The organism is Devosia sp. Root105 (assembly GCF_001424865.1).
Lineage (GTDB): Bacteria > Pseudomonadota > Alphaproteobacteria > Rhizobiales > Devosiaceae > Devosia_A.
On record NZ_LMCR01000020.1, the window covers coordinates 225885 to 252082 of the forward strand.

General features: G+C 64.6%; 22 protein-coding genes. 7 read left to right on the top strand and 15 right to left on the bottom strand.

What is annotated here, in order from left to right; genetic code table 11:
* Positions 1-5 precede the first annotated feature (5 nt).
* The 4 genes from ASC68_RS26630 to ASC68_RS26645 form a co-directional block, all read right to left on the bottom strand.
* Positions 6-1547: a sugar ABC transporter ATP-binding protein gene (locus ASC68_RS26630; RefSeq protein ID WP_055887011.1), complete on the bottom strand. Its 1542-nt coding sequence runs from the start codon at positions 1545-1547 to the stop codon at positions 6-8.
* 129 nt (positions 1548-1676) lie between these two features.
* Positions 1677-2630, bottom strand: coding sequence for a sugar-binding protein (locus ASC68_RS26635; RefSeq protein ID WP_055887013.1), 954 nt, complete (start codon positions 2628-2630; stop codon positions 1677-1679).
* Between the two features lie 240 nt (positions 2631-2870).
* Complete coding sequence (locus ASC68_RS26640) at positions 2871-3887, bottom strand: ABC transporter permease (RefSeq protein ID WP_055887016.1); 1017 nt, start codon at positions 3885-3887, stop codon at positions 2871-2873.
* Positions 3888-3900: 13 nt separating this feature from the next.
* Positions 3901-4698, bottom strand: coding sequence for an ATP-binding cassette domain-containing protein (locus tag ASC68_RS26645; RefSeq protein ID WP_055887019.1), 798 nt, complete (start codon positions 4696-4698; stop codon positions 3901-3903).
* A gap of 435 nt (positions 4699-5133) precedes the next feature.
* Here ASC68_RS26645 and ASC68_RS26650 point away from each other — a divergent pair, with 435 nt between their 5' ends.
* The gene (locus tag ASC68_RS26650) at positions 5134-6123 is read left to right on the top strand and encodes a substrate-binding domain-containing protein (protein WP_055887023.1); all 990 of its coding nucleotides are present in this window, start codon (positions 5134-5136) and stop codon (positions 6121-6123) included.
* Positions 6124-6346: 223 nt separating this feature from the next.
* Here the strand turns inward: ASC68_RS26650 and ASC68_RS26655 are convergent, their stop codons facing one another.
* The gene (locus ASC68_RS26655; protein WP_055887027.1) at positions 6347-7465 is read right to left on the bottom strand and encodes an NAD(P)-binding domain-containing protein; all 1119 of its coding nucleotides are present in this window, start codon (positions 7463-7465) and stop codon (positions 6347-6349) included.
* A gap of 306 nt (positions 7466-7771) precedes the next feature.
* Between ASC68_RS26655 and ASC68_RS26660 the strand changes: the two genes are divergently transcribed.
* Positions 7772-8656, top strand: coding sequence for a DMT family transporter (locus tag ASC68_RS26660; RefSeq protein WP_055887030.1), 885 nt, complete (start codon positions 7772-7774; stop codon positions 8654-8656).
* Between the two features lie 179 nt (positions 8657-8835).
* On the opposite strand, the gene ASC68_RS26665 is transcribed toward ASC68_RS26660, so the two are convergent.
* From ASC68_RS26665 to ASC68_RS26705, 9 genes are all read right to left on the bottom strand, one after another.
* Positions 8836-9744 carry a dihydrodipicolinate synthase family protein gene (locus ASC68_RS26665; RefSeq protein ID WP_156387462.1) on the bottom strand — a complete coding sequence of 303 codons (909 nt, stop codon included), beginning with the start codon at positions 9742-9744 and terminating at the stop codon, positions 8836-8838.
* A gap of 91 nt (positions 9745-9835) precedes the next feature.
* A complete protein-coding gene (locus ASC68_RS26670; RefSeq protein ID WP_055887036.1) occupies positions 9836-10750 on the bottom strand; it encodes a TIM barrel protein in 915 nt (304 codons plus the stop codon).
* 38 nt (positions 10751-10788) lie between these two features.
* On the bottom strand, positions 10789-11865 hold the full coding sequence (gene ugpC, locus ASC68_RS26675) for a sn-glycerol-3-phosphate ABC transporter ATP-binding protein UgpC (protein WP_055887038.1): 1077 nt from the start codon (positions 11863-11865) through the stop codon (positions 10789-10791).
* A gap of 12 nt (positions 11866-11877) precedes the next feature.
* Positions 11878-12795 carry an ABC transporter permease subunit gene (locus ASC68_RS26680; protein ID WP_055887042.1) on the bottom strand — a complete coding sequence of 306 codons (918 nt, stop codon included), beginning with the start codon at positions 12793-12795 and terminating at the stop codon, positions 11878-11880.
* A gap of 10 nt (positions 12796-12805) precedes the next feature.
* Positions 12806-13690: an ABC transporter permease subunit gene (locus ASC68_RS26685; RefSeq protein ID WP_055887044.1), complete on the bottom strand. Its 885-nt coding sequence runs from the start codon at positions 13688-13690 to the stop codon at positions 12806-12808.
* 71 nt (positions 13691-13761) lie between these two features.
* On the bottom strand, positions 13762-15099 hold the full coding sequence (locus ASC68_RS26690) for an extracellular solute-binding protein (RefSeq protein WP_055887046.1): 1338 nt from the start codon (positions 15097-15099) through the stop codon (positions 13762-13764).
* Positions 15100-15479: 380 nt separating this feature from the next.
* Positions 15480-15869, bottom strand: coding sequence for a hypothetical protein (locus tag ASC68_RS26695; protein WP_156387463.1), 390 nt, complete (start codon positions 15867-15869; stop codon positions 15480-15482).
* A 180-nt stretch (positions 15870-16049) separates the two neighbouring features.
* Positions 16050-17828 (bottom strand): NAD(P)/FAD-dependent oxidoreductase, encoded by a 1779-nt coding sequence (locus ASC68_RS26700; protein ID WP_055887052.1) that lies wholly within the window; start codon positions 17826-17828, stop codon positions 16050-16052.
* 59 nt (positions 17829-17887) lie between these two features.
* Entirely contained in the window at positions 17888-18811 is a 924-nt protein-coding gene (locus tag ASC68_RS26705) for a MurR/RpiR family transcriptional regulator (RefSeq protein ID WP_055887054.1), read from the bottom strand.
* Between the two features lie 311 nt (positions 18812-19122).
* Between ASC68_RS26705 and ASC68_RS26710 the strand changes: the two genes are divergently transcribed.
* From ASC68_RS26710 to ASC68_RS26730, 5 genes are all read left to right on the top strand, one after another.
* Entirely contained in the window at positions 19123-19941 is an 819-nt protein-coding gene (locus ASC68_RS26710; RefSeq protein ID WP_055887056.1) for an ABC transporter ATP-binding protein, read from the top strand.
* 10 nt (positions 19942-19951) lie between these two features.
* Complete coding sequence (locus ASC68_RS26715) at positions 19952-20797, top strand: ABC transporter permease (protein ID WP_055887058.1); 846 nt, start codon at positions 19952-19954, stop codon at positions 20795-20797.
* A gap of 356 nt (positions 20798-21153) precedes the next feature.
* Entirely contained in the window at positions 21154-22320 is a 1167-nt protein-coding gene (locus ASC68_RS26720) for an ABC transporter substrate-binding protein (protein WP_055887061.1), read from the top strand.
* A 226-nt stretch (positions 22321-22546) separates the two neighbouring features.
* Positions 22547-23626, top strand: a complete 1080-nt coding sequence (locus ASC68_RS26725; protein ID WP_055887064.1) for a Gfo/Idh/MocA family oxidoreductase — start codon at positions 22547-22549, stop codon at positions 23624-23626.
* Between the two features lie 139 nt (positions 23627-23765).
* The gene (locus tag ASC68_RS26730) at positions 23766-24977 is read left to right on the top strand and encodes an amidohydrolase/deacetylase family metallohydrolase (protein ID WP_055887067.1); all 1212 of its coding nucleotides are present in this window, start codon (positions 23766-23768) and stop codon (positions 24975-24977) included.
* Positions 24978-25168: 191 nt separating this feature from the next.
* Here ASC68_RS26730 and ASC68_RS26735 read toward each other — a convergent pair whose 3' ends face one another.
* Positions 25169-26170: a Gfo/Idh/MocA family oxidoreductase gene (locus tag ASC68_RS26735; RefSeq protein ID WP_055887070.1), complete on the bottom strand. Its 1002-nt coding sequence runs from the start codon at positions 26168-26170 to the stop codon at positions 25169-25171.
* Positions 26171-26198 lie beyond the last annotated feature (28 nt).

Genomic DNA, 26198 nt, shown 5'->3' on the forward strand with positions numbered 1-26198 from the left:
TCCCCTCACCCGGCCTTCGCCAACGGCTTGCCCACCGCCAGCCGCAGCACGTTTTCTTCGCTGAACTCGGCGCGCCCGAGCAGCCCTGAAATCCGGCCCTCGTGCATCACCGCGATGCGGTCCGACACGCCGATCACTTCTTCCATGTCCGACGAGATCATCAGCACGGCGACACCCGCATCGGCGAGCCCGCGCATCAGCCGATAGATTTCCGCCTTGGCCCCGACATCGATGCCGCGCGTCGGCTCGTCGAAGATCAGCACCTTGGGCCGCATGGCCAGCCACTTGGCCAGCACCACCTTCTGCTGGTTGCCGCCCGACAGGCTCCCGGTCCGGGTCATGACCGTCGGCGCCTTGATGCCGAGCTCAGAACGGCTGCGCTCCGCCTGCACCCGCTCCAAAGCCGGCGACACCAGCCCGCTGCGGGCATAGGCGTCGAGATCAGGCAGGCTGATATTCTCCGAGATCGGCAGGTCGAGCAGGATACCCTCGCCCTTCCTATCCTCCGGCACGAGGAAAATGCCGCGCGCCACGGCGTCCGAGGCGTTACGCAGCGTCACCGGCTCGCCATTGAGCGTCACTGTGCCCGCATAGAGCGGGTCGACCCCGAACAGCACCCGCGCCAGCTCGGTGCGGCCGGAGCCGACCAGCCCCGCCAGCCCCAGGATTTCGCCCGCATGCAGTTCGAGCCCGACGTCACGGGTCGGGTAAGCCGCAGTGCGGATGCCGCGCGCCGCCAGCACCACCTCGCCTTTGTCGAGCTTGGGCGCCGCATAGGCCACCTTGAGGTCGCGGCCGATCATCAGCTTGACCATGCGGTCGTGGTCGATCTCGGCCTTCTTCAGTTCGCCCACCAGCACCCCGTCGCGCAGTACCAGCACGCGGTCTGAGGCCCGCTCGATTTCGTGCAGCCGGTGCGAAATGAAGATCACCGCAATGCCCTCGGCCTTGAGGCCGGCGATCACCTCGAGCAGTTTGTCGGTTTCGGCCAAAGGCAGCGACGAGGTCGGCTCGTCGAGAATGACGAGGCGCGCATTCACCGACAGCGCCTTGGCGATTTCCACCATCTGCTGCTGCGCCAGCGACAGTTTCGCTACCGGCGTGTTGGGCGCGAAATTGGCGCCGAGCCGCTTCAGGTAGGGCAGCACATCGGCGCGCATCTGCTTTTCGTCGACGAGGTTCAGCACCCCGCCCCGCCGTGGCTCGCGCCCGATATAGACATTGGCCGCGACGTCCAGATTGTCGAACAGGTTGAGTTCCTGGTGGACGAAGGCGATGCCCGCCTTCATCGAACCGCCGACGCTGAGCCCGGCATAGGGCGCGCCGTCGATCTCGATGGTGCCGCTGTCGGGCACCGTGACCCCACCCAGGATCTTCATCAGCGTCGATTTGCCGGCGCCGTTCTCACCGACGAGGCCGATCACCTCGCCTGGCCCGACCAGCATGTCGAAGCCGGCGAGCGCCACCACGCCCGGATAGGTTTTGCGAACGGCTGAGAGCTTCAGGAAGGCCCGCGCGGGCGCTTCTTGATCGCGGCTATCGAGCATACCACCTCCCCGCGCGTTCCCCCAAGAAAACCTGGAACCGTAGAACGCTAGCACCAGAAGACGCGGACGACAGCCCCCTGCCGCCCGCGCCCGCGGAGACGGCCTTTGGCCGCCTGCCGCCAGTCAATGTCAGCCGCCGCTGATCTTGGCCTTGAGGTCGGCCGAGAAGGCGTCGACATTGTCCTTGTTGATCACGGCCGTCGGCACGATGATCAGTTTGTCCTCGGGGATGCCCGACTTGTCGCCTTCGAGATAGGCGGCCATCAGCTTCATTCCCTGATAGCCCCACTCGAACGGCTGCTGCACGATGGTGGCGGCAAACGAGCCTTCCTTCACCGCGCCCAGCGTCACCGGATCTTCGTCGAACGCCACCACGGTGATCTGGCCGAGCTTGCCGGCCGCCTGCAGCGCCTCATAGATCTTGGGCGGGTTGTACGAATAGAACCCGACCATGCAGGTGATCTCGGGGTTGGCCACCAGCACATCGTCGACATTGGTGCGGGCCTTGGTGAAGTCCACATCGTCGCCGCGCACGTCGACCAGCTCGATGCCCTTGCCTTCGATGGCCTGGCGGAAGCCGGCGATGCGCTCGACCGCGTTATCGGCGCCGAGGAAGCCGACAAAGCCCATGCACTTGCCGCCATTGGGCAGCGCCTTGACCATCTCCTCGCCCGCCTGCACGCCAGCCAGCGTGTTGGACGAGCCGAGATAGGCGAGACGGTTCGACGCCGGAGCGTCGGAATCGGTGGTGAACAGCGGCACTTGCGCCGCGATGCGGTTGAACGCGTCGATCGAGTTCTTCGGGTCGGCCGACGAGATCATGATCGCATCGGTGCCGGCGGCGACGAGGTCGTCCATCAGCGCATTCTGCAGCGCGGCGGTACCCTGCGCCGGATAGCGGAACTGCAGTTCATAGTTGGGCAGCTCGGCCTGCGCCTTCTTCACCCCGGCTTCCGCCAGCTTCCAGAAGTCGGACGAGGCATTCACCACGAAGGCAAGCTGCTTTTTCTCCTGCGCGACGGCGCCGCCGACTAGCAGGACACCAGCGGTCACGAGCACCGCGATACTGACTAGGCTCTTCATCATTCCTCCCTGGCCGCCATCGGGCGGCGCTGTTGGTTTCGTCCCGTACCCCATCCTCCGGTCCCCAGAGTCTTTTGACTTCGTCGCGCTTTCGAACCGGAAAAGTCTCACAACTTTTCCTGAAAGCGCTCCAGGGTCGCGTCTGCTTCCGTCGAAGCTGAGGTACGTATCTCAACCCGGCACCAAGAGAGAACGGTGCCATCCCGCCGGCGCGTCCGCCGGCGGGAATTCGTCGTCGGGTTACTCCCCGGTGTCCTTGTTGCGCAGCAGGTTCGACGCCACGGCCAGGATGATGAACGAGCCGACGAACGTGCCCTGCCAGAACGTGCTGATGCCGAGCAGCGTCAGGCTGTTGCGAATGATCTCGATGAGCGCCGCGCCGACCACGGCGCCCAGCGCCGTACCGGTGCCGCCGGCGAGGCTGGCCCCGCCGATGACGGTCGCGGCGATCACCGTGAGTTCGAGCCCGGTGCCGAACCCGGTGGTGACCGAGCCGAGCCAGCCGGTCTGCAGGAACCCGGTAAGGCCGGCGCAGAACGCCACGAACATATAGACCGAGATCTTCACTGCCTTGACCGGAACACCGGTGAGGACTGCCGCCTTCTCATTGCCGCCAATGGCGTAGAGGTGCCTGCCCCAGCGGGTCCAGCGCAGCGCGAAGCCGGTGATCAGCGCCAAGAGCACCATGACGATCAGCGGATTGGGGATCGGCAGGCCCCCGACAACCACGGAGCCGCCGCCGATACTGAACAGGATCGCCTGGTCCGGACCGAACTCGTAGATCAGCGCATTGTTCGACATCACCATGCCGATCGAGCGGGCGATCGACATCATGCCGAGTGTCACGACGAAGGCCGGCATGCCGACAATGGCGATCAATACGCCGTTGATCAGGCCGACCAGCAGCGACGCGGCGATCGAGGCCGGAATGGCCAACGTGATCGGCAGGCCCGCGTGCATGATGATGGTGGTGGTCATGGCCGAGATCAGCACCGTGGCGCCGACCGACAGGTCGATGCCACCGGTGATAATCACTGCCGTCATCCCCAGCCCGACAATGCCGACAAAGGCAAAGTTGCGGGTGACGTTGAACAGGTTCTGCGGCGTCGCGAAGGTCTTGGTCAAGAGCATCATCGCGATGATGGCGATGATCACGGCCAAGAGGATCCAGAAGATCTGCCGGCTGATCAGCCACGCCAGGAAGCCGCGATGCGTCTGCTGGTCGATGGCATCCTTGAGTGAGGTGTCGGTGGTCATTTCGGCAAGCTCCTCAAGCGCTCTGCAGCGCGCCGGTGATCAATCCGGTCACTTCCTCGGGGGAGGAATCGGCAACCCGCTTGTCGGCAACCTTGCGGCCGCGCCGCAGCACCACCAGCCGGTCGCATACGGCGAACACGTCGGGGATACGGTGGCTGATCAGCACCACCGCGATGCCCTGCTCCTTGAGCCGGCGGATCAGGTTCAGCACCTCAGCCACCTGCCGCACGCTGATCGCCGCGGTCGGCTCGTCCATCAGGACGATTTTGGGGTTGGACAGCCGGGTGCGGGCGATGGCGACCGCCTGGCGCTGCCCGCCCGACATGCGTCGCACCAGGTCGCGCGGCCGCGTTTCCGATTTCAGTTCGGCGAACAGCTCGCCCGCCTTCTTGTACATCGCGCCATAGTCGAGGATTTCCGGCACGAACAGCCGCCAGCCGCGCCGCCGCTTGCTGAACGGCAGCTCGGCTTCCTGTGGCGTGCGGGCGATAGTGGTGAGCTCGCGCCCGAGAAAGATATTGGCCGCCGCCGTGAGGTTATCGGCCAGCGCCAGGTCCTGGTAGACGATCTCGATCCCCTTGGAGCGCGCGTCCTTCGGCCCGTGCAGCTGCACCACCTGCCCGTCGAGACTGATGCTGCCTTCGGATGGGTGGAAATTGCCGGCAATGATCTTGACCAGCGTCGTCTTGCCGGCGCCGTTATCGCCCACCAGCCCGACCACTTCGCCGGCGTTCAGCGTCAGTGAAATATCGGTCAGCGCGGTGATAGCACCATAGTGCTTGGCGATGTTCGCCAGCTCGAGAACCGCCATCGTTGCCCCTCCCAAGGCTGGAAGGCTCCGCCCTCCGCTAGATGTCGCGGGCAAATCTATGCGGGATGCCGCGCCAAGCGTCAATCGACTTTGAGCATCCACTCCGCTCCCGCAAAAAACGTCAGTGAGGTTGCTGTTTAACCAGTCTTTCCAACGTCTTTATCCACGTATCTGACAACTTGAAGCGCTTGAATGTGCACGTGCATCAGCCCGATTGACTATTGCCACAAGCCGCCTCAGTATCCGCTTCGACATGCGAAGCACAGCGGCCAGCAACGGCCCATGAGAAGGCTCGCGCGAGCATTGAGGAGCTCATCGAGACGGCAGACGTATCAGCGGGCGGCCAGGGACCTCTCGCCGTTGAGGTACGTTAGTCGGGCTCGACCGAGGGCCTGCGCCAAGCAGGCCAAGACTGAACCCGAGGGAGGAAGACTTATGCGTAAGACTACATTTGTGCTTGCCGGCGCGGCCATTGCCGTCGCGCTCGCGGGCAGCGCCATGGCGCAGGACAAGAAAATCCTGGCCGTCGTCGTCAAAGGCCTCGACAATCCGTTCTTCACGGTGATGGGCCAGGGCTGTGCCGACTGGAATACGGCACACGCCGACAGCGAATATACCTGCCTTTACACCGGCCCGGCGCTGAGCTCGGATGAAGCCGGCGAAGTGCAGATCGTGCAGGATCTGATCAGCAAGGGCGTCGCCGGCATCGCCATCTCGCCGTCCAATGCCCCGGCCATGGCCAACATGCTGAAGGCCGCCGCGCCGACCATGCCGATCATCACCGTCGACGCCGACCTCCTCCCGGAGGACAAGGCGCTGCGCAAGACCTATTTCGGCACCAACAACTACGACATGGGTGTCGGCATGGCGACCGAGCTGAAGAAGCTCAAGCCGGAAGGCGGCACCGTCTGCCTGCAGCTCGGTAACGTCGCTGCGGCCAACATCAACGAGCGCGCCGCGGGCTTCCGCGACACCATTGCCGGCGCCAAGGGCACCGAAAAGCTCAACAACACCAACGGCTGGACTGAGGCCGATGGCTGCCCGACCTATACCAATGACGACATCCCCACTGCCAACCAGCAGATGGCCGACGTCTTCACCGCGCAGCCCGATCTCGATGCCTTCGTTCTCGTCGGCGGCTGGGCCCAGTTCGGCCCGCAGGCCTATGCCCAGAACACCGACCAGGTCATGGAGCGGCTGAAGTCCAAGGATCTGGTGATCATCGCCGGCGACACGCTGCCGCCGCAGACCCAGGCGTTCCGTGAGGGCCGCAGCCACTTCCAGATCGGCCAGCGGCCGTACCAGATGGGCAACGAGGCGCCCGATATCCTGATCAGCCTGATCAAGGGCGAAACCGTCGAGGATCCGAAGTTCACCGGCCTCGACCTCTGCACCCTCGAGGACCCGGGTATCTGCGCCAAGTAAGGCCGGAGCCGATCAGTCGGCGGACCAATCGGGGCGCGCTTCGGCGCGCCCCTTTTCGTTTTCTGAAGTGGGATTCCCGGACATCCGGTAAGGGCTGACCCCACCCCTGTCCCCTCCCCTAAAAATGGGGAGGGAGACCAAAACACCAATGCCAGAGGAGGCGTCTCCCTCCCCCTCCTTCAGGGGGAGGGGACAGGGGTGGGGGTCAGCTGGCACCGCAGCTTCAACTCACCCCCAGCGTCCCCATCAACTCGCTAGCCGCCACCGCACCCGCCCGATTGGCGCCGATGGTCGAGGCCGAGGGGCCGTAACCGACGAGGTGGATACGCGGGGCCTTCACCACCTCTGTTGCCAGCCGACCGCCCATCAGGATGCCGCCCGAGGCTTCGCGTAGCAGCAGCGGCGCCAGATGGTCGAGCGAGGAGCGGAAGCCGGTGCACCAGAGGATCACGTCGGCCCGTTGCGTTGTACCGTCCTCCCAGCGCACCCCGGTCTCGGTGATCTCTGAGAACATCTCCAGCCGCTTCAGTACGCCGCGCGCCTCCATCGCCTCGATCAGCGGCGAGCGCGGCAGGCCGGTGACGGAAACCACCGAGTTGGGCGGCAGGCCCTGGCGGACGCGGTCCTCGACCAGCTTCACCGCGGCCCGCCCTGCTTCCTGGTCGAACGGCCCGTCGCGGAACTGCAGCGGCCGCCGCGTCACCCAGGTGGTGCTGGTCACCTGCGAAATCTCATTGAGCAGCTGGATCGCCGAAATGCCGCCGCCGACGATCACCACATGCTGGCCGGCGAACTCCGCCGCCGTGCGGTAGTCGCGCGTGTGGAGCTGCCGCCCCCTGAACCGCTCGCGCCCGGGATACTCGGGAATGTACGGCGTTTCCCAGGTGCCGGTGGCGTTGATGATGCCGCGGGCCGAAAACGTCTCGCGATCGGTCTCGACCCGGAAGCGCTCGCCGCGCTGGCACACCACCTTCACCTTGACCGGCCGATAGACATTGAGCCCGAAGCGCTCCTCATAGGCTGCGAAGTAGCGTGGCACGGCGACCGCCGCTTCGACCGCGTCGTTGCTGGTATCGACCGCCTCGGAGAACGCCATGCCCGGCAGGTCGTGCACCCGGTTGACCGTGCTGAGCGTCAGCGACGGCCAGCGGAACTGCCAGGCGCCGCCTGCACTCGGCGATTGGTCGAGCACGACGAAGCCGCGCCCCGCCGCGAGCCCGCGCTGCCTGAGGTGATAGGCCGAGGACAGCCCCGCCTGCCCGGCGCCGATGACCACGATCTCGGTCTTGATCGCGACGCCCAGCGGCGGCGCGCTTTGCGGGGCGAGGGTTTCGGCATCCATCGGGAATATCCTGTTGTCGCCCCAGAGGTAGGGCGAGCGTAGCGGGTACGCAACGGCAGGCGAACGCTCTCACAGGAACGATTTGTGCGCTTGGCTACCCCTCCACCCCAGCCCTCTCCCCAGAGGGGCGAGGGGGCGTGGTGGCACGGCCGGTGCAAAGTGCGTCCCCTCGCCCCTTTGGGGAGAGGGTTAGGGTGAGGGGCGCCAAGCACACTGAGCGACCGGCAACGAAAGGACCATTGGCAGATCGGCGCTCGTATGCGATGCCCGCTACCGGCGCGTCCGCGTCAGCCCCTCCGAGCTTTCATGCGCCCCCTCGACCTCCTGCTTTATGCTGCCGTCTGCCTGATCTGGGCCTTGAACCTGATCGTCAGCCGGGTGCTGTTCTCCGAATTCGGCGTCGCTCCGATCTTCTACGCGGCGGCGCGCTTCCTCATCGTCGCGGCGATCCTCTCGCCGCTGCTCAGGCCACTGCCGCGGCCGCTGCTGCCGATCCTCGGCATCGGCTTCCTGATGGGCGCCTGCCATTTCGGCCTGATGTTCCTCGGCCTCTCGCACGCCACCTCGTCGAGCGTCTCGATCGTGCTGCAGACGGCGATCCCGATCACCGCCCTGCTCTCGGTGCTGCTGCTCGGCGAGCGGGTCGGCCTCGCCCGCGGCGCCGGCATTGCGTTGGCGCTGGGCGGGGTGATCCTCGTGATGTGGGATGGCGAGGGCGCCAGCGTCAGCCTGGGGCTGGCATTCGCCTTCGTCTCGGCCATCGCCATCTCGCTCGGCCAGGTGCTGCTGAAGCGCTATGGCGCCATAAAACCCCTGACCATGCAGGCCTGGATCGCCTTCGTCTCTGCCCCGCCGATGCTTGCCTATTCACTGCTCGCCGAAACCACCCCGGTGACATCAAGCCTCGGCGCCGGCTGGCCGTTCTTCGCCGCTCTCGCCTTCTCGGTTGTCGCGGTGACGCTGCTGGCGACCACCCTCTATCTCGGCATCCTGCAGCGCTACCCGGCCTCGGTCGTCGCGCCGCTTGGCCTGATGATGCCGCTGATGACCGTACTGATGGGCATCCTGCTGCTCGGCGAAGGTTTTGACCTCCGCATGGCCGTGGGCGGCATCATTGCGCTGGTCGGCCTCGTCCTGGTGCTGCGCCAGCAGGCCCCGCGCGACGCCGAGCAACCGCGCGAGATGACCTGATCCGTCTGCAATTGGGTTGCACCGGCATTGGGGCTGGGGCAGATCTCACCCACCCGCCGGCTGTCATCCCAGCGAAAGCCGGGACCCATCCATCAGGCGGCGCAAGGGGTGAGTTGGGTCCCTGCTTTCGCAGGGATGACAACCGTGTTGGATGCACGTTCGGAGAAACTAGCCCCGCCCTATAGCGCCGGCAACGCCGCCACCCGCTCGCGCAACTCACCGAGTTTCTCCGCCGCGAATGGCATGAGCGGCGGACGGACCCGGCTCCAGCCGTCGTCGCCATCGCGCTCCGCCAGCACCGCCTTGATGGTCGGGATCTGCCCATAACTGTTGAGCATGGCTCGCGCCGCCTCGATCCGCCCCTGCGCCGCATCGACCTCATTCGCGCGAGCCGGGTCGGCATGATGGTCATAGATGGTGCGCAACGCTCGGGCCGCGAGGTTCGACGTCGCGGTGATGCAGCCGGCGCCACCGATCTTGAGGAACGGCAAGAGCAGCGGATCGGCCCCGACCATCACCGCAAAGCCGGGATTGTCCTCCACCAGGCCCTGCATGTTGCCATAGTCGCCCGACGAATCCTTGAGCCCGACGACGATCCCGGGAAACGCCGCAATCAGCCGCGTCACCAGCGGCCGGCTGAGCGGCACGGCCGAGGTCTGCGGGATGTGGTAGAGGATGAGCTTGAGCCGCGGATCGGCCACCGCCTCGATAATCCGCGCATAGGCGGCAAAGATCCCGTCATCGCTCACCCCCTTGTAGTAGAACGGCGGCAGCATCACCACGCGGCTGATGCCGAGGCTCAGGGCGTGGCGGGTGAGCTCCACCGTATCGGGGATCGCGGCGACGCCGACGCCCGGCGCCAACTGCTCCGGCGTGATCCCGGCGGCCAATGCGCCCTCGAGGATGGCCTTCCGTTCTGCGACCGAGAATGAATTGGCTTCGCCTGTGGTGCCGAGCAGCGCGATGCCGTGGCAACCTTCGGCGAGCAGGTTCTGGCAGTGTGCGCCGAGCCGTTTGAGATCGGGGCTGAGATCGGCATTGAGCGGCGTCACCGTGGCGCAGTAGACGCCCGAAATCCCGAAACCCATCATGCAGCTCCCTCTCGTTGCGGCCATGGTGCACGAACCGATGAGCGGGAGGCAAGTTGCCGGCGCCCAACGGACGCCGGCGGGTTTGGGATTACTCCGCCGCCACAGCAGCCGGAGCGTCGACCAGACCGGCCAGCGCCTTGGCCCGCGCCAGGCTTTCGGGCTGTTCGCGACGGTAGCGGCGGCCGATTTCCATCATTGCGACGGTGTCGGGCAGGAAGCTGAGTTCGGCGAAGATCTCGTCCCAGGCGATATCGCCCCAGCCGAGCGGCATATGCAGGTCGCCGATGCCCATCGCGGTGTTTTCCGCCGGATGGAACGGCTTGTAGAAGCCCTGCGGCCGGCCGAACGAGTCATGCAGGTGCAGGTGCCCCGCCACCGGCGCCATGGCGCGGATCTCGGCGCGGAAATCGAGGCCCTTGAAGGTGGATTCGATATAGGCGTGGCTGAAGTCGATCAGCGCGACGACGTTGGGATGGTTCACCGCCTTGACCGTCTCGGCCACTTCGGTCGGGGTCTGACGATACTGGCCGAGCTCGGTGGTGAAGATGTTCTCGAGCGCGATGCGTACGCCGTGCGGACGAGCGAAATCGGCGAGTTCGGTGAGGGCTTCGCGCTCGCGCAGGTCAGCACCCGCCCAGTCGGCAATCGCCTCGGCGCGGAGGTTCCCGCTGTGATGGACGAGGATGCCCGCCCCGATCGAGTTGGAGACTTCCACCAGCGCCTTGGCGGCATCGATCTGGTAGCGCTGTGTCAACGGGTCCATGAAGTTGGACGACACCAGGCCGTGCACGGTGTAGCGAAAATCGAACTGGCGGGTCAGCGCCAGCAGCGCCTCGTGACGCTCCTTGATGATCCGGCCGCCGGCAACGAGGTCGAGGCTGGTGATACCGATCTCGACGGTATCGACGCCCATCTCGCTGAGCGCGCGCATATCGGCTTCGAGGGTGGCGAACTCGCCATTGTCCGAGCCGACATTGAAGCCGGTCGCAATGATGTTGCTCATGAAAATGTCTCCTGGGTGGAAAGGCAAAGCGGTCGGCCTCAATGCGAGATGCGGCGCCCGTCTTCGAGCGAGAACAGGTGCAGTGCACTGTCGGCGAGGCTGAGATGCACCGGCGTGCCGGATTTGAGCTCGGCACTGTCATTGTCCAGCGCCACGATGCGGCTGCCATTGGCATCGGCATGGATCAGTCGCGAAGCGCCCAGTTCTTCGACATAGTCGACCACCGCCGGGATCGCGCCATGCGCATCGGCGCCGGTGCGACGCACGCCCTCGGGACGGACGCCCAGCACCACCTTGCGGCCGGGCTGACGCACGCCGTTGAGCTGGCTGACATTCATCCGGCCGCCGGCGCCATGGACGAACTGCCCCTCGGCGTCGAACTCGCCTTCGAACAGGTTCATCGCCGGCGAGCCGATGAAGTCGGCGACGAAGCGGCTCGCCGGATTGTTATAGACCTCGGTCGGCTTGCCGATCTGCTCGACCCGGCCGGCATTCATGATGATCAGCTTGTCGGCCAGCGTCATCGCCTCGATCTGGTCGTGCGTGACGAACACCGAGGTGACGCCGAGATCGCGATGCAGGCGCCGCACTTCGGCGCGCATCGCAACGCGGAGCTTGGCATCGAGGTTGGAGAACGGCTCGTCGAACAGAAACACTTTCGGCTCACGCACCATGGCGCGGGCCATGGCGACGCGCTGCCGCTGACCACCGGAGAGTTCGCCCGGGCGACGGTCGAGGAACGGCACGAGCGAAACCGACTCGGCGACCTTCATCACCCGTGCGTCGCGCTCGGCCTTCGGCACCTTGGCCACCTTGAGCGCATAGCCGATGTTCTTCCGCACCGTCATATGCGGGTAGAGCGCATAGTTCTGGAACACCATGGCGCAGCCGCGCTCGCGCGGCTCGAGGTCGTTGACCACCTTGCCGCCGATGGCGATCTCGCCGCCCGAGATTTCTTCGAGTCCGGCGATCATCCGCAGCAGCGTGGACTTGCCGCAGCCCGAAGGCCCGAGAATGACGACGAACTCGCCCGCTTCGATATTGACGTCCACCCCGTGGATCACGGGGGTCTTGGCGTAGTTCTTCTTCACGCCCTTGATGGTGATCTGAGCCATGGGTCTATCCAATCATTTGTCGCGGGAAATCAGGCCACGCACGAACCAGCGCTGCATAAAGGCAACGACCAGTAGCGGCGGCAGCATGATGATGAGGGCGCCGGCCATGGTGACGTTCCAGTCGGGCGTACCGTTCATGGCCGGAATGAGAGCTTTCAGCTGCATCACCACGGTGCCGAAATTGGCCCGGTCGGTGGTGATCAGCAGCGGCCACAAATACTGGTTCCAGCTGCCCACGAACATGATGGTGGCGAGCGCCAGCATGTTGGTGCGAGACAGCGGGATCAGCACATCCCAGAAGAACTCCATGGCGCTGGCGCCATCCATCTTGCTGGCTTCCGCCAGCTCGTCCGGGATGGTCATGAAGAACTGCCGGTAGAGGAAGGTGCCGGTTGCCGTGGCGACCAGCGGCAGGATCAGGCCGGTATAGGAGTTGAGGAGGTTCCAGTTCAGCGACACCTGGATGCCCGACACCGCCTGCACCAGCCAGGTGATGCCGAACGTGTCGAGGATGACCTGGAACGGCAGCAGCGCATTGGCGGCGATGGCGTAGGTCGGCACGATGCGAACTTCGAGCGGCAGCATCAGCGTGATGAAGATCAGCCAGAAGCAGATCATCCGCGCCTTGAAGTTGAAGAACACGATGGCGAAGGCCGACATGGCCGCCAGCGTGATCTTGCCGACGGTCACCCCGATGGCGACGATGAAGCTGTTGAGCATTTTCGGAGCGAGGTCGGCCCGGTCCCAGGCCTCGCTGAGGTTGACCCACAGCTGGTCGCTCGGCAGCAGGCTGATCGGCACGCGGCTGACTTCCTGCAGCGATTGCGAGGCGGCGACGATGACGATCCAGAACGGGATCACCACGAGGATGAGCCCGATGATCATCACCGCGTAGGTGAGGGCGTCGAAGAAGGGGGAGCGTTCGATCATGGACCGGCCCTCAGTTGTAGTGGACGCGGCGTTCGACCCATTTGAACTGGACGAACGTGAGGCCGATGACGAGCAGCATCAGGATGATCGACTGGGCGGCGGCGCCTGAGTAGTCGAGGCCTTTGAAGCCATCGACATAGATCTTGTAGACCATCACCTCGGTCTGCCCGATCGGACCGCCTTCGGTCATGGTGTCGATCAGCCCGAAACTGTCGGTGAAGCTCGAGATGATGTTCATGATGAGCAGGAAGAAGGCCGTCGGCGCGATCAGCGGCAACTGCAGGTCGAGCATGCGGCGGAACGGCCGCGCCCCATCCATGGCGCCGGCTTCGTTGATCGAGCGCGGGATCATCTGCAGGGCGGCGAGGAAGAACACGAAATTGTAGCCGATGCCGAGCCAGGCATGGCAGACGATCACCATGGCCAGCGCATGGATGCCGTTGGTCGCCGGATCCCAGATGCCGGGCCAGATGTCGTTGATCGCGCCGACGAGGCCGGCTTCCGGCGAGAAGATGAAGCGGAAGGCCACGCCCGCCGCCGGCGCCGCGATGGCGTAGGGCCAGATGAACACCGACTGGAACAGCTTGGTGCCCTTCAGCGCCCGGTCGACGAAGCTCGCCAGCGTCAGCGCCACCAGCATCGACAGCCCGGTCGCCGCCAGCGCGTAGAACGCCGAGCGCAGCACCGTGCCCCAGTAGCGATCGTCACGGAAAATGTAGAGGAAGTTGTCGAGGCCGGCCCACAGATTGCCGCCGCCCCAGGGCTGTTCCAGCGTGAAGGCCCAGTAGAGCGCCTGCGATGTCGGCCAGTAGAAGAACACCAGCACCAGCAGCAGCTGTGGGCCGATCAGCAGCCAGGGCAGCACCTTGTTGCGGTACACCGCGCGTCGTTCCATCGAAGGCATATCCTAGTTGAAAAACCGAACGCCCGGGCGGATGCCGCCCGGGCGCAACTCAGGTCGTCAGATCAGGGGAGCTGCTGACCCTTGTAGGTCTGCTCGAACTTGCGCAGGATTTCGTTCGAACGGGCAGCGGCATCATCGAGTGCCTTCTGCGGCGCGACGCCGTCGAAGATCACCGACTGCATGGCCTTGGAAACTTCCTGGCGCACGGCGCCGAAATTGCCGAGGCGGATGCCGCGGGTGTATTCGCCCGGCGGGGTGGCAGTCAGCGACTGGATGGCGAGTTCGCGCCCCTTGTACGGGGGAGCATCGTAGAAGCCGTCCGCCATCATGGCTTCAAAGCCCGAATTGGTGACGGGGATATAGCCGGTGATGGTCGACCAGTGCTGGGCCTCGATCGGCTGGGCGATGAAGTTGTAGAACGCCGCGGCGCCCTTGTATTCTTCTTCGGACTTGCCCTTGAGGGTCCAGAGCGCGGCACCACCGACGAGCGAGTTGTGGCGCTCGGTGCCTTCCCAGATCGGCAGCACGGTCACGTCCCAATGCACGCCTTCCTTGGCCTGCTTGGAGAACGAGCCGTGGTCGGCGATCGAGGACGACGACATCTGGCACTCGCCAGCAGTGAAGGCTTCGTTGGCGGTCTGGCCGGCGGCCTTCGACTTGTGGACCATCAGGCCGGCATCGACCATCTTCTTGTACCAGGTGAGCTGGTCGACGAACTTGCCCTTGTTGAACTCGACGACGGCGTCGAGACCACCATAGCCGTTGCCGTTCGAGGCGATCGGCTGGTTGTGGACAGCCGAGAACTGCTCGAACCACTGCCAGGTGCCGGTCGGGTCGAACGCGATTGGGCACTCGTAGCCGGCGGCCTTCAGGTCGGTGGCGATCTTTTCGACCTGTTCCCAGGTCTGCGGCGCGCCTTCGAAACCGACGGCCTTCAGCGCATCGGTGTTGTAGTAGAACATCGCCGTCGAGGAGTTGAACGGCATCGCGAGCAGCTCGCCCTTCGAGGTCGAGAAATACGACGAAATGCCGGAGAAATAGTTCGACCAGTCGATCGTGTAGCCGTTCTTTTCCATCAGCTCGCGCACCGGCACGAAGGCGCCGGAGAGCATCAGGTCGACAACGCCGCCGTCCGAGATCTGGGTGACGGTCGGCTGCTTGTTGGCGCGGAACGCGGCGATCGTGTTCTGCAGGTTGTTCTCGTAGTTCTCCTGGCTCACGCAGACGATCTCGTAGTCAGCCTGCGAGGCGTTGAAGCGCGAGCACATTTCCTGCACGCGTTCGCTGAGGTCGCCCGACAGGCCGTACCAGAACTCGAACTTGGTCGCAGCGGCGGCGGGCGAAGCCGCGGTCAGGGCGGTCGCGGCCAGAGCTGCGCTGAGCAGCCAGGTGGTTTTCATCGTCAATGTCTCCGAAGAAGAGGAATGGCGGTCGATTTCTCGAGCGGCGCACTCCTAGTCGGAGACCTTGACGGTTGGATTTCAGCCCGATGAACGAGCCGTGACACCTCGGTGACGATCTGATGTCACGGGCGCTAAGTCATTGAGGGCGCAGGGGGCGTCGCTACCGATCGGGCGGATAAAGCTGGCGGCCGTGCGGCGGAGAGCTGTGCATAACCACGCCGGTGCTCTCCAGTGATCAGCCCGCACCGGCGTCATTCCCGCGCAGGCGGGAACCTAGTGGGATGCTGCAGCACCCGCTGACGCCGGAGATCCCACTGGGTTCCCGCCTTCGCGGGAATGACGCCGCGGTGGTTAGCGTAGGATCGAGCTGCGCTCGCTCAAAGCGGGCAGCGCCGCGGCAGGCCACCGGCGATAATCGTGTCGCTGACCGGATCGTAGCTCGAGAACGCTGCCTGGCAGGCTTCCATATGCTCGGTCCATGAGCCCGAGCGATACCCCAGCGAGGTCACCAGCCACAGGTTGTTGGGCCTGAGCCGCGAGCGCGGATGGATGGCGAGCTCCGCATTGATCGCCGCGGCGGCCGGATCGAAATTCGGGAAGTTCGGATTGCCCGGGTTGCCGTAGATATAGTCGTCGCCATCAGGCAACAGCGTCGGCAGATAGGTCGGGGTGCCACCGCGCACGATGATCTCGAGCGGCTGGGCCAGCGCCGGACCGGCGAGGAGCATTGTCACAGTCGCGGCAACTACGGGGAGCAGGCGTTTCATTCCAACCTCCATGTCGTCCGGTAGAGCGTTTTCAGGAAAAGTTGCAGACTTTTCCGGTTCGAAAGCGCGACCATCAAAGCGAGAGCATTCATGGAATGCTCGGATAACGTTGATAGAGCCGTTTAAGTACCGGGCGCCAGTTAACAATCTCGCGACCGGTACGAGTCTGCAATAGCTCAATTACAATGGGGTTCTGTACACTACCGCATCAAGACCTTCCATGCGCGCCTTGATCTGTAGCGCGACGAATTTCGAGAAGAAGCGGCTGAGCGCCAGGTTGCCACCCTGGAACCACAGGTTCTGCTGGGCCACCGGCTTGTACATGTTCCGCAATTCGCCGTGCCACGGGCCCGGATCGTTGCGTGTGCCGGAGCCCAGCCCCCAGCAAGTGCCGATCTCGTCCGCCACCTCGCGCGACACGATTTTCGCCACCACCTCGTGCATCGACTGAAAGCCGGTCGACTGGATGATGAGGTCGGCGGCGATCTCGCTGCCATCGGCAAAGCGAATGCCGGTGGGGGTGAGGGTTTCGATCTCCACCCCGGCCTTGATGCCGATCTCGCCGTCGATGATCAGCTGTGAGGCGCCGACATCGACGTAGTAACCCGAGCCCGTGCGATAGGCCTTCATCATCAGCCCGGTTTCATCGGGGCCGAAATCCAGCAGGAACCCGGTGGCGCGAAGCTGGTCGTAGAACGCGGCGTCACGGACCCGGATCTTGTCGTAGAGCGCCCGCTGCTTTGCCGGCTGCAGCGCAAACGGCGTCGCGGCGCCGAGGAGGTCGGCTGTATCGACATCGATCCCGGCCGCCACCGCCGCCTCGGAATAGGTGTCGAAGGCGAGCTCCATCAGCGTTTCTGAGCGCACCACCGTGGTCGGCGAGCGCTGCACCATGGTGACCGCGGCGCCAGCTTCCCAGAGGTCGACCGAAACGTCGTGCCCGGAACTGGCGGCGCCGATCACCACGGCTTTCTTACCCCGGTACTTCGCCCCGTCAGAGTACTGGCTGGAGTGAATGATCTCGCCCTTGAAGCCGGTCGCCCCCGGCAGCGGGATGAACTTCGGCGGCCCATAGGCGCCGGTAGCGAACACCAGTTGCGTCGGCCTGAGGGTGATCGGCTTGCCGTTGCGCTTGAGTTCGACCGTCCAGCGTTTTTCTTGATCGTCGAACTTTGCCGAGATGCACTCGGTGCCGCCCCAGTAGTTGAGCTCCATCACCTTGACGTACATCTCGAGCCAGTCGCCCATCTTGTCCTTGGGGGTAAAGACGGGCCAGTGCGCCGGGAACGGAATATAGGGCAGGTGGTCGTACCAGACCGGGTCGTGCAGGACGAGCGAGCGATAGCGGTTGCGCCAGGAGTCGCCGGCCTTGAGGTTCTTCTCGACGATAACGGTAGGAACGCCCAGCTGCTTCAGCCGGGCCCCGAGCATGATGCCGCCCTGCCCGCCGCCGATGATCAGGCAATAGGGGTCGGCGCCGGCGCCGAACGCGGCGTCCTCGCGCGCTCGCGCTTCCGACCAGGTTTCACGATTGCGGTCGGCGCCGTGCCGGACGCCCATGGCGCGGCTGAAGCCGATCGCCTCCTCATGCCCGTCGAGCGCTTGCAGTGTGGTGAGGATGGTGCGGCACTTGCCGTCTTCGAGGGTAAAGATGCCCTGCCCTTGCCCCACCTTCGTCTTGAAACTGAACCAGGCCTGCAGCGCTTCGGATGGACCACCCGTGGCGCTGGTGACCTGCCAGTTCGACGGCTTGGTCGATCCCAGCGTCGCTTGCAGCATCGCGGCGATGGCGGGTTTGCCCTCCATGGTTTTGATGTTCCAGGTGAACGCCACGATGTCGCGCCAGTAGCAATCCTCGGCGAACAGCTCGAGCGTCGCGGCGCTGTCGCCCTTGGTCAGCGTGTCGCCGAACATGGCAAGCCAGGCGGCCGCCGCTGCCGCGGGTGCAGTATCGTGCATTCAGTATGACCCCAACTATGGGCGGCGGGAGAACCGCCGCAAGAAACGCAACAGAAGACTCAGTCGCCCAGTGGCTCCAGCACGCGGCCCTTGCGGTGGTTCAGCACGGTGTACTTGATCCGGCGCAGCGTCTCGCGCGCATCGGGATCGAGCCGGGTGCCGACCGCGCTCGAGAGGAGGTCGATAATGGCGAGGAAAGCGTAGCGCGAAGCGGTGGGCTTCAGCGGGTCGGGGAATTCCGGGATGTCGACGGTGAGCGCCACGTCGGCGGTGGCGGCAAGGTCGGTGTCGGGCGCGGTGATGCAGAGCGCCTTGGCCCGATAGTGCTTGGCCAGTTGCACCGCTTCCACCACTTCGCGCGTGCGGCCGGTGCCGGAAATGGCGATTACCAGATCATTCGGCTTCAGCGTCGAGGCCGTCATCTTCATCACGTAGGGGTCGGAATGCGCGCTGACCACCACGCCATAGCGGAACAGCCGGTTCTGCGTTTCGAGCGCCAGCGAGGTCGAACTGCCCCCCAGCCCGAACACCAGCACCTGGTGGGCGCTCGCCACCAGTTCGGCGGCGGCGATGACATCGAGCGGATCGATCTGCCGTTCGACGAGGTTGAGCGCGTTGCGCGCCTCACCGAACACTTCGGTCCAGAGCGGCGAGGCATTGGAACTGACCTCGCCCGCCGGCGGCGCCGGAGCCAGGTAGAGCCGCCCCACCACCACGCTCTGCGCCAGCTTCAGCTTGAAATCGCGCACCCCATCGCAGCCGATGGCGCGACAGAAGCGGGTGACTGTCGGCTCGCTGACTTCGGCGCGCCTGGCGATCTCGGCGTTCGATGCGTCGACCGAGAAGGTGACGTCGGCCAGCACCACGTCGGCCACCCGGCGCTCGGCCGGCCTGAGCTCGCTGTAGGAATCCTTGATCTGCGACAGGATGTCGGGGATCGGCTTGGCGTAGGCTTCGCTGTCGTCGCGCCTGGGCTTGCGCATATCCGGCCTTCCGGCTGTTGGGTCTGACGCGACTTCTATCATTTCTGACCAGCCAATGCCCTATCCCGGAAACGCCTCGCCTGCGGTGTCCCGCCGCCCATTTCTTCGGCACAATGTAGGAAACTTACACACGATGCAAGCCTCAAGAAGCCCGGAAATGCGGCAGTTACCTGCGAGATATGAAACTAATCTGACAGCCGCTTGACTCGGAAAGTAGGATAGTTACAGACTGGCTTCGGACGGGGATGAGGGCGCGACAGGGAGCGCCCGGAAGCCGTTCCATAGTCTGGTACGGGGCAGCGCGAGGGGCGATGACAGCTCAGGAGTTGAAGCAACCGAAACTACGGGTGAAAGCGGCCACCAAGGTCTACAACACCCGCTCGGGCGACCTTTTGGCGATCGATCGCTGTTCGCTCGACGTGATGGAGGGCGAGATCGTCGCGATCGTCGGCCCCTCCGGTTGCGGCAAGACCACGCTGTTATGGTCGATGTCGGGGCTGCACGGCCTCACCTCCGGCGAAGTGCTGCTCGACGGCAAGCCGGTCACCGGCCCCAATCCCGAGATCGGCATGGTGTTCCAGGAGGCCAACCTCCTGCCCTGGCGCAATCTCGACGCCAACATCAACTTCCCCTTCGAGATCAAGGGCACCAAGCCCGATCGCGTCTGGATCGACGAGCTGTTGAACCGCGTCGGCCTTGAAGGCTTTGGCGGGCGCTTCCCGCGTGAACTGTCGGGCGGCATGCAGCAGCGCGCCGCCTTGGTTCGCGCCCTAAGCTACAAGCCCTCGGTACTGCTGATGGACGAGCCGTTCGGCGCGCTCGACGCCTTCACCCGCGAGGAGATGAACCGGCTGGTCGAGGAAATCTGGCTCGATACCAGAACCACCATTGTCCTCATCACCCACTCGATCGATGAAGCCATCTTCCTGTCCGACCGCGTGGTGGTGATGAGCCCGCGCCCCGGCCGGGTCGCCAATATCCACGAGGTGCCGTTCGCGCGGCCCCGCTCGCTCGAGATCATGTCGACCAAGGAGGTTTTCGACCTCACCAACGCCATCAAGGCGGAAATCGTAGGCACGCAGCAGAGCCGCTACCCCAGTGCGTCCGCCCAGCCGGCCCAGATGGCGTGAGAGACATCAGATGAGCGAAACCGACGCCATTCCCGAATTCAAGAAATCCGCCGGCGGCGCCAGCGAGGTCGGCATCACCAATATGTCCGCCCTCACCTCCGGCCCCGGCATCAAGTCGATGGGCGAGGTGCTGGCGATCGTGCTGGTCGCCGTGTTCATCATCGGTGGCACCGAGGTGCTGCTGAACATCTTCGCCGTACCGCAATACGTGCTGCCCAAGCCGAGCGAGATCGCTGTCGCGCTCGTGACCGACTTCCCGTTCATCCTGCCGCATCTGGGGCACACGCTGGTCGAGCTGTTCGTCGGCTTCGGCATCGGCGCCGTGGTCGGGCTGATCCTCGCGGCGGTGATCACCCAGTTCCCCTTCGCCGAAAAGATCATCACGCCCTACATCCTGTTGCTGGTGACAACGCCGATGCTGGCGCTGGTGCCGCTGCTGATCCTGCGCTTCGGTTTTGGCTACGAGCCGCGCATTATCGCGGTGGCGCTCGCCTCGGGCCCGATGGTGATGATCAACGCCGCCACCGGCTTCCGCCGCGTCGATCGCGGCAAGATCGCGCTGGCCCGTTCCTATGGCGCCTCGACCCTGCAGATTTTCTGGAAGGTGCGCGCCCCGATGGCGCTGCCGATGATCTTCGTCGGCCTGATGGTCGGCTCGATCTTCGGGCTCCTGACCGCGGTCGGCGCCGAAATGGTCGGCGGCGGCTTCGGGCTCGGCAACCGGCTCACCTCCTACTCATCCATGATCCAGATGCCGCAATTCTTCGCGGTGGTCTTGATCCTCTCCATCCTGGGCATCCTGATCTACGTGCTCTTTTTCCTCCTCGGGAAGAAGTACGCGAGCTGGGAGGCCTGACGAACGATCCGCTGCTGGAGGGAACGGCAGCGGAGCAAGGGGCTGAACGACAGCCCAGCAGCCCGCTCGGTTGTCATCCCTCGCGAAAGCAGGGACCCAACCCCCGGCGAGGCTACTACTGCCTCGTCCGGCACACTGGCCCGGGCTGATGAATGGGTCCCAGCTTTCGCTGGGACGACATCGAGTTTGGGGAGCAAGCGGCGTGTCGAACCGCCGCTTTGCCCCCAGTAGGTGGGACGATCAGGGCCGAGGGAGGCCCGGAGCGCCACATCGAGTTTGGGAGTGAGGACGGTGAACAGAACAGCTGCCCCGCTCCAAGGGACTAAGGGACGATCCATCAACAGGGGTATGATTGAATGACCAAGTTCTCCTCAGGCGGCATGAGCCGCCGCACCTTCCTGCAGGTCTCCGCTGCCGGCGTGGTGACCGCCTCGGCGCTCGGCGGCATCGGCCGCGCCAGCGCCGCGCCCTATCCGAAGTTCACCTGGATCTCGCCGCGCGGCACCCTCGAAGTGCTCGACGATTATCCGTACTGGATCGGCAAGAAGATGGGCTATTTCGATGGCCTCGAGGTGGCGACCGATATGCAGCCCGGCCCGTCCGACGGCACCGCTACGGTGAAGTTCGTCGATGTCGGCCAGGCCGATATGGGCTTCCCCTCGCCCGGCGTGTTCTCGTTCGCGCTCGAAAACGGCATGAAGCTGAAGTCCGCCTTCCATATGGGCGCGCTCGATACCTTCAGCCTCGCCTTCCGCAAGGGCGAGGGCTCCAATGACCTGAAAAAGCTCGAAGGCAAGACCATCCTGCTCGGCTCGGCCGCCTGGCAGCCGATCGTCGATCCAATGCTCGCCGTGCACGGCGTCGATATCTCCAAGGTGAAGTATGTCGAAGCCGGCTGGCCGACCTGGGGCACCGCCCTCGCCAGCGGCCAGGGCGATGCGGCCCTCAGCTGGGAAGGCCTGCGCGCCGAGTGGATCGGTTCCAAGCTCGACTTCGAATACTGGCTGGGCGTGCAGCACTCGCCGCTCTTCGCCAACACCTTCGTGGTCCGCGCCGCCGACCTCGATGATCCCGACAAGAAGGCCTTCCTCGACAAATACCTGCGCGGCTGGGCCATGGGGCTCGAGTTCGCCTATCACAATCCGCTTGCGGCAGTCGAAGCGGTGTTCGAGCAGTTCCCGACGCTCGCCACCAATATCGGCCCCGAACTGGGTGCCACCTCGATCCTGCAGCAGATCGCCGTCTTCCGCGGCGACATGTCGAAGCGCAAGGGTTGGGGCGACCACGACATCGCGGCCTGGCAGACCTTCTTCGACAAGATCTACGAGCTGAAGCAGATCACCAAGCCGGTGAAGGCCGAGGACGTGGTGACCAACGACGTCATCGGGCCTGCCAACGACTTCGACCACGACAAGGTCAAGGCCGATGCCGCCGCCTACGTGCTGTCGGACGCCTTCAAGGCGATCAACATCGAGGACGTCAAGGCTCACCTCTACGACCAGGCCATTCCGGCCGATCGCTGAGCCAACGTGCGGGCGGCATCCAGGCGGTGCCGCCCACACCCTTCAAAGCGCCCCACCACCGGCGTCATCCCCGCGAAGGCGGGGATCCATCTCGCCGCTCGCACGGGGGGTGAAATGGGTCCCGGCTTTCGCCGGGATGACATCGGTGGGTTGGGCAAGCCTGCGAACGGCAACACGATTTCATGGCCATACGGCCGAACAAGCATAAGCGGATGGGGAGGGCCGGATGGCCAATGTGGTAAAAGTTCTGGTCGTCGGGCTCGGCAATATGGGCGCCTCGCATGCGAGCGCCTATCACCGCAATCCCGGCTTCGAGATCGTCGGGCTGATGAGCCGCTCGATCAGATCGAAGCCCATCCCGGACGAGCTCAAGGGTTATCCGCTGTTCGAGGATTATGACGAGGCGCTGCGGGTGGCCAAGCCCGATGCGGTGTCGATCAACTCATGGCCCAACAGCCATGCCGAGTACGCCATCAAGGCGATCAATGCCGGCGCCCATGTGTTCATGGAGAAGCCGCTCGCCACCAACATCGCCGACGCCGAAGCGGTGGTGAAGCTGGCGCGTGAGAAGAACAAGAAGCTGGTGCTGGGCTATATCCTGCGCGTCCACCCCAGCTGGATGAAATTCACCGAGCTGGCGCAGACGCTGGGCAAGCCGCTGGTCATGCGGCTCAACCTCAACCAGCAGTCGGGCGGCCCGACCTATGACTGGCACAAGAACCTGATCGACTCGCTGATCCCGATCGTCGACTGCGGCGTCCACTATGTCGACGTGATGTGCCAGATGACCAAGGCCAAGCCGGTGCGCGTGCACGGCATCGGCGCCAAACTCTGGGCCGAAGCCGACAAGCAGAATTATGGGCACCTGCATGTCGAGTTCGATGACGGTTCGGTCGGCTGGTACGAGGCCGGCTGGGGCCCGATGATGAGCGAGGTCGCCTATTTCGTGAAGGACGTGGTCGGCCCCAAAGGTGCCGTCTCGATCGTCCCCAACCCCAAGGCGCATAAGGACGGCGTGTCGGATTCCTCCGATATCGACCAGCACACCAAGACCGACGCCATCCAGTATCACCACGCCGAGGTGAACCCCGGCGACAAGAGCTTCGTCCGCAAAGACGAGATCTTCACCATGACCGACGAGCCCAACCACCAGGAGCTCTGCGACCGCGAGCAGGCGTTCTTTTTGAAGGCCATCCAGGAGGATCTCGACCTCACCGAGTCGATGGATGCGGCGGTGAACAGCCTGAGGATCGTGCTTGCCGCCGAGCAGTCGATCAACGAAAAGCGCGTCGTCGAGCTGGCCTGAACCATCCCAGCGGAGCGTTTTCAGGAAAAGTTGCAGACTTTTCCGGTTCGAAAGCGCGACCAAGGAAGAACCGGGCACAACGAAGCCGGCGGGCCGCTGCCCGCCGCTGTCGCCCCATACCCCCAAGCGGAGACCATCGATGACTTCACCGGCAGCCGGACAGGGCTTCGATATCGTGCTGAAGGGCGGCCGCGTCCTCGATGAGCGCAACGGCGTCGACGGGGTGCTCGATGTTGCGATCAAGGCCGGCAGGATCGCCGCGGTCGGCAAGGACCTCGCCACGGCTGGAGCCAGGGTCGAGGATGTCAGCGGCGCCATCGTCGCGCCGGGGCTGATCGACATCCACACCCATGTCTACCACAAGGCGACCTCGCTCAGCGTCGACCCCGGCTTCATCGCCCGCCGTTCCGCCTGCACCACGCTGGTCGACGCGGGCAGCGCCGGCGCCGGCAACTATGACGGTTTCCGCGACTACGTGATGATCCACTCGCCCTATCGGATATTCGCCTTCCTCAACATCTCGTTCCCCGGCATTTTCGGTTTCGACAAGGGCGTGTCGATCGGCGAGGCGACGCTGCGCTCGATGCTTCCGGTCGATAAATGCGTCCAGAAAGTCGAGGCCAACCGCGACCGCATCATCGGCGTGAAGGTCCGCATCGGCGGCCCGGTCACTGGCGAGTTGGGACTCGGCGCGCTGGAAATGGCGCTCGAGGCCGCCAACGCGCTGAACCTGCCGTTAATGACCCATATCGGCACGGCCCCGCCGAGCTATGCCGACGTGGTCGATATGCTGCGGCCGGGCGACATTCTCACCCATTGCTACCGCCCCGACCCCAACTCGGCCATCGGCCCCGATGGCAAGGTGATCGATGCGGTACTCCAGGCCCGTAAGCGCGGCGTGCTGTTCGACATCGCCCACGGCATGGGCGCCTTCGGCTATGACAGCGCCGAAGCGGCGCTCAACGACGGCTTCAAGCCGGACCTGATCTCGTCGGACGTGCACGTCATCGCCGTCGAGGGGCCGGGCTACGACCTGCTCCACACCATGAGCAAGCTGCTCAATTGCGGCCTGTCTTTGCCCGAAGTGATCGGCATGTCGGCCAACCGCCCGGCGCTCGCCATCCAGAAGCCCGAACTCGGCCACCTCGGCGTCGGCGCCGTCGCCGATATCACGGTGCTGAAGCAGTATGACAGCAACTACGTGTTCCAGGACGTGGTCGGCAAACGCCGCCAGGGGTCGAGCCTGCTGCAGCCGGTGTCGGTGTACCTGGGCGGCAAGCCGATGGAAGTCAGCCGCCGGCCATTCGAGGAGAGTTTTCTCATTGGCGGTCATCATGGGCATGAGCATTAGCGGAGTCCGCTGAGGCCGGCAGTCGGCGCACCCTCTCCCGCTTGCGGGGGTGGGAGGGGGGTGCCCCTAGCACTGATCGTAAGCGGACGGGGCAACGCCGAAGTATGCGGCACCCCCTCCCACCAGCCTTTCGGCTGGTCCCCCCTCCCCCGTAAACGGGAGAGGGCGCGCCGACTGCGAAGGGTGGTGTCTCACCCGATCCTGATCACATTCCCCGTCCGCGCCGACTCCTCGGCCGCCAGCGTCGCCTGCAATGCCGCCGCGGCATCTTCCGGCACGCCGATCTTCGGCGTCGTGCCGCTCAACGCGCAGCCGGTGAAATAGTTGAACTCCTCGCGCAGCGCGCCGCCGCGGACCCCGTCGAACATCGGCCAATAGGTGATGTCGGGCGAGTGCAGCTTGTTGGCATCGACGATGCCGAGCGGCGGGAAGGTGTCCTGGACGTGGATGATGCCTTCGGTGCCGATGATCGACATGCGCTCGTCGATATCGAACGGAGTCTGCGTCGGCATGCACCACACCGTTTCGAGCGTCGCGGTGGCGCCGCCGGCAAAGCGGAACATGGTCTGGCCGATATCGGGGTGCTTCAACCCGCGCACGTCGACGGTCTGCGCATAGGCCGAAACGATCTTGTCGCCCGTCAGCCACAGCATGATGTCGGTGTCGTGGATCGCGTCGCCGACGATCGGGCCGATCTTGTTGAGGATGGTCGGGGTCCAGGCGGCCGGAATGTTCCGGCGCGACGACAGCGCCACCACCTTGCCGATGCGGCCCTCGGCGATCGCCTGCTTGGCCATGCGGTAGCGCGGATTGAAGCGCACGATATGGCCGATGAACAGGATGCCCTTGGCCCCCTTCGAGGCGGCGATGATCTTGTTGGCATCCTCGACGGTCGAAGCGATCGGCTTTTCGAGGAACACATGCTTGCCGGCCTTGAGCGCGGCGATCGCCGGCTCGGTGTGCTGGTCCCACATGGTGCAGATCGACACGGCGTCGATCTCCGGATCGGCGAGCATGTCGTGATAGTCGCGATAGAGCTTCTTGACCCCGAACTTCTCGCCCAGAGCCGTGAGCCGATCCTCGGTGCGGGTGCAGAGCGCCGCCAGGTCAAGGTTGGGCACGCCCATGATGGTTTCGGCGTGGATTTCTCCAAACCAGCCGAGCCCGATAATGCCGATACGCAGCTTGTCCAAAACGACCCCCTCAAATGACGAAGGCTAA

Bases quoted from the DNA above. Each gene is read 5' to 3' on its own strand.
- ASC68_RS26630 (WP_055887011.1), bottom strand. From the start codon at position 1,547: ATGCTCGATAGCCGCGATCAAGAAGCGCCCGCGCGGGCCTTCCTGAAG.
- ASC68_RS26635 (WP_055887013.1), bottom strand. From the start codon at position 2,630: ATGAAGAGCCTAGTCAGTATCGCGGTGCTCGTGACCGCTGGTGTCCTG.
- ASC68_RS26640 (WP_055887016.1), bottom strand. From the start codon at position 3,887: ATGACCACCGACACCTCACTCAAGGATGCCATCGACCAGCAGACGCAT.
- ASC68_RS26645 (WP_055887019.1), bottom strand. From the start codon at position 4,698: ATGGCGGTTCTCGAGCTGGCGAACATCGCCAAGCACTATGGTGCTATC.
- ASC68_RS26650 (WP_055887023.1), top strand. From the start codon at position 5,134: ATGCGTAAGACTACATTTGTGCTTGCCGGCGCGGCCATTGCCGTCGCG.
- ASC68_RS26655 (WP_055887027.1), bottom strand. From the start codon at position 7,465: ATGGATGCCGAAACCCTCGCCCCGCAAAGCGCGCCGCCGCTGGGCGTC.
- ASC68_RS26660 (WP_055887030.1), top strand. From the start codon at position 7,772: ATGCGCCCCCTCGACCTCCTGCTTTATGCTGCCGTCTGCCTGATCTGG.
- ASC68_RS26665 (WP_156387462.1), bottom strand. From the start codon at position 9,744: ATGGGTTTCGGGATTTCGGGCGTCTACTGCGCCACGGTGACGCCGCTC.
- ASC68_RS26670 (WP_055887036.1), bottom strand. From the start codon at position 10,750: ATGAGCAACATCATTGCGACCGGCTTCAATGTCGGCTCGGACAATGGC.
- ugpC (WP_055887038.1), bottom strand. From the start codon at position 11,865: ATGGCTCAGATCACCATCAAGGGCGTGAAGAAGAACTACGCCAAGACC.
- ASC68_RS26680 (WP_055887042.1), bottom strand. From the start codon at position 12,795: ATGATCGAACGCTCCCCCTTCTTCGACGCCCTCACCTACGCGGTGATG.
- ASC68_RS26685 (WP_055887044.1), bottom strand. From the start codon at position 13,690: ATGGAACGACGCGCGGTGTACCGCAACAAGGTGCTGCCCTGGCTGCTG.
- ASC68_RS26690 (WP_055887046.1), bottom strand. From the start codon at position 15,099: ATGAAAACCACCTGGCTGCTCAGCGCAGCTCTGGCCGCGACCGCCCTG.
- ASC68_RS26695 (WP_156387463.1), bottom strand. From the start codon at position 15,869: ATGAAACGCCTGCTCCCCGTAGTTGCCGCGACTGTGACAATGCTCCTC.
- ASC68_RS26700 (WP_055887052.1), bottom strand. From the start codon at position 17,828: ATGCACGATACTGCACCCGCGGCAGCGGCGGCCGCCTGGCTTGCCATG.
- ASC68_RS26705 (WP_055887054.1), bottom strand. From the start codon at position 18,811: ATGCGCAAGCCCAGGCGCGACGACAGCGAAGCCTACGCCAAGCCGATC.
- ASC68_RS26710 (WP_055887056.1), top strand. From the start codon at position 19,123: ATGACAGCTCAGGAGTTGAAGCAACCGAAACTACGGGTGAAAGCGGCC.
- ASC68_RS26715 (WP_055887058.1), top strand. From the start codon at position 19,952: ATGAGCGAAACCGACGCCATTCCCGAATTCAAGAAATCCGCCGGCGGC.
- ASC68_RS26720 (WP_055887061.1), top strand. From the start codon at position 21,154: ATGACCAAGTTCTCCTCAGGCGGCATGAGCCGCCGCACCTTCCTGCAG.
- ASC68_RS26725 (WP_055887064.1), top strand. From the start codon at position 22,547: ATGGCCAATGTGGTAAAAGTTCTGGTCGTCGGGCTCGGCAATATGGGC.
- ASC68_RS26730 (WP_055887067.1), top strand. From the start codon at position 23,766: ATGACTTCACCGGCAGCCGGACAGGGCTTCGATATCGTGCTGAAGGGC.